Raw genomic sequence first — 2,262 nt, 5'->3', positions numbered from 1 at the left:
GCGCGAAGCGCATCGTCGCAATGCATCAGGTTGACCTCAAACTGGCCAAGGCCGGTTTCCGAGGTTGAGGTATCGGCGGGAATATCCATCGCCTCGCAGGCATCATAAAGATCGGTGAAAAAGGTGTCGAACGCATCCAGCGCCCGGATCGAAAGGGTTTCCGCGGCCTTCCTGCGCTTGCCGGAACGGGGCGAGGCCGGAACCTGCATTTTCTTGCCGGAATCGTCGATCAGGAAGAATTCCAACTCCATCGCGCAAACCGGGGTCAAGCCGCGCGCCCTATATCTCGCAACCACTGCCGCCAACGCTTGGCGCGGGTCGCCGTCATAGGGCTGACCGTTTTCACGGAACATCCAGATCGGCAGCAGCGCGGTTGGTGCTTCCAGCCACGGCATCGGCATGAAACCACGCTCGGTCGGCTTCAAAACACCGTCTTGATCGCCTTCTTCAAACACCAAGGGGCTGTCGTCGATATCCTCCCCCCAGATGTCGAGATTCAGCACCGAGAACGGAAACCGCGTGCCATCCTTGACGGCCTTGTCCGCGAACCGCGCCGGAATGCGCTTGCCGCGCGCCTGCCCATTGAGGTCTGCCGCCGCCACACGGATCGTGCGGACCTCGGGGTGCTTCCTCAGCCAGTCTTTCATATCTCACCTGATGATTTGCGGGCGATATTTCAGCTTTGCCCGCGTGTTGGACGGCAAATGTCGGTTGAGCCGTCGATTGATAACCCCGGAAATCGCGATCAGTGTCAGCGTGATCAAGATGAAATAAAAGCCGACAATCGGGTAGGGGATGAAGGGGTTGAAGGTTTTGTCTGCAAAATAGCTTGCGTAATAAAGCGCGTCGCCCTGCTGTTGGAACGCAGGAAAGCCGGAAAAGAACACCAGCGTCGTCGCGTGGAACAGAAAGATCGCTTCATTGGTATAGGACGGCCACGCCAGCCGCAGCATGGTCGGCCATTGCACCCGGCGAAAGCGGTTCCACCCGCTGATGCCGTAAGCATCCGCCGCCTCCAGATCGCCCTTCGGGATGGAGCGCAGCGCGCCGTAAAAGATCTCGGCGGAATAGGCAGCGGTATTCAGGAATAACACGATCAGCGCCCCGGCGAAGGCTTTGGAAAGCCAGCTTACCTCGGTTGTGATGCCGAAAATCTCGATCCCGCCGCGCGGCAGCAACACGAAGGCTTCATAGGCCAGAAAGAACTGGATGAACAAAGGCGAGCCGCGGAAGATGAAGATGAACCATTCGGCGGGCTTGCGCACAAGAAAGTGGCGGGAGGCCTTGGCGAGTGCGATGGCGTTCGCAAGGACAAAGCCGCACAGCAGCGCCATGACGCCGAAATAAATGTTCCAGATCAGGCCGGAGCCGATCAGGACGAATTCCTGACACAGTGTAATGTCGGATTTCGGCAGCAACCGCTCCCCGATCCCGATGGAGCGGAGGCCGTAATCGGCAATGGTTTGCATACAACTCATGTCGCGGCCTTCCGCTGCGCTTCACCGGCGGCGGTCGCCTGCCCATGGCTCAGACGGTTCTGGATGCGGGTCAGCACGATTTCCGACAGTTTGGTCATCACCAGATAGAACACCATCAGCCCAAGGAAGTAATACAGCCGCCAATCCGGATGCGGATAGGAGAATGCGCTGGTTTTCGCGCCGCCCAGTTCGCGCGCCCAATAGACGATATCCTTGACGCCAAGCAGGAACAGCAACGGGGTGGCCTTGATCAGGATCATCCACAGGTTTGACAGGCCGGGCAGGGCATAGACCCACATCTGCGGCATCAGCACCCGGCGGAACACCTGACCGTGGTTCATGCCGTAGGCTTCGGCGGTTTCAAGCTGCGTGCGCGGCACCGCCTGCATCGCGCCATAAAGCACGTTGGAGGCGAATGCGCCGAAAACCAGCGCAAACGTGACCACCGCAAGGCCGAAGCCGTAAAGCGAATGCCAGATCTGGGCGGAGGAGTTCAGCGGCACTTTCGCTTGCGGACAGACGCGGAATTCGAGCCCGTTGCGCACGGGTTCCGTCCAGTCCGGGCAGCGGATGACGTGGAATATGTATTCGATGCCCTGATCCAGCGCGATGACGAAGAACAGAAAGAACACGATGTCCGGCACGCCACGCACCATCGCTGTGTACCCCTTGCCGATGAACCGCAACACCGGGTTGTGCGAACGCGACGCCATTGCGCCGCCAAAGCCAAAGGCAAGCGCCGTGGGCGCCGTCACCGCAAGCAGGACCCGCACCGTCAGAAAAG

Annotated in this window: 2 protein-coding genes and 1 pseudogene; all 3 read right to left on the bottom strand. The window is 59.5% G+C overall.

Annotated elements, in window-relative coordinates; translation table 11 throughout:
• A pseudogene (locus L0H65_RS18645) lies at window positions 1-647 on the bottom strand (glutamine synthetase); the annotation flags it as partial.
• Window positions 648-650: 3 nt separating this feature from the next.
• On the bottom strand, window positions 651-1,478 hold the full coding sequence (locus L0H65_RS18640) for an ABC transporter permease (protein WP_301460695.1): 828 nt from the start codon (window positions 1,476-1,478) through the stop codon (window positions 651-653).
• Window positions 1,475-2,262: ABC transporter permease (locus L0H65_RS18635; protein ID WP_301460694.1), on the bottom strand; the 788-nt coding region annotated here is incomplete at its 5' end. The genes L0H65_RS18640 and L0H65_RS18635, both read right to left, overlap by 4 nt.

Source organism: Pseudorhodobacter sp., assembly GCF_030452865.1.
Lineage (GTDB): Bacteria > Pseudomonadota > Alphaproteobacteria > Rhodobacterales > Rhodobacteraceae > Pseudorhodobacter.
Note: the sequence above shows the minus strand (reverse complement) of the source record. Positions and strands in the feature narration are given on the sequence as shown.

Coding starts and splice junctions, on each gene's coding strand:
- L0H65_RS18640 (WP_301460695.1), bottom strand. CDS start 1,478: ATGAGTTGTATGCAAACCATTGCCGATTACGGCCTCCGCTCCATCGGG.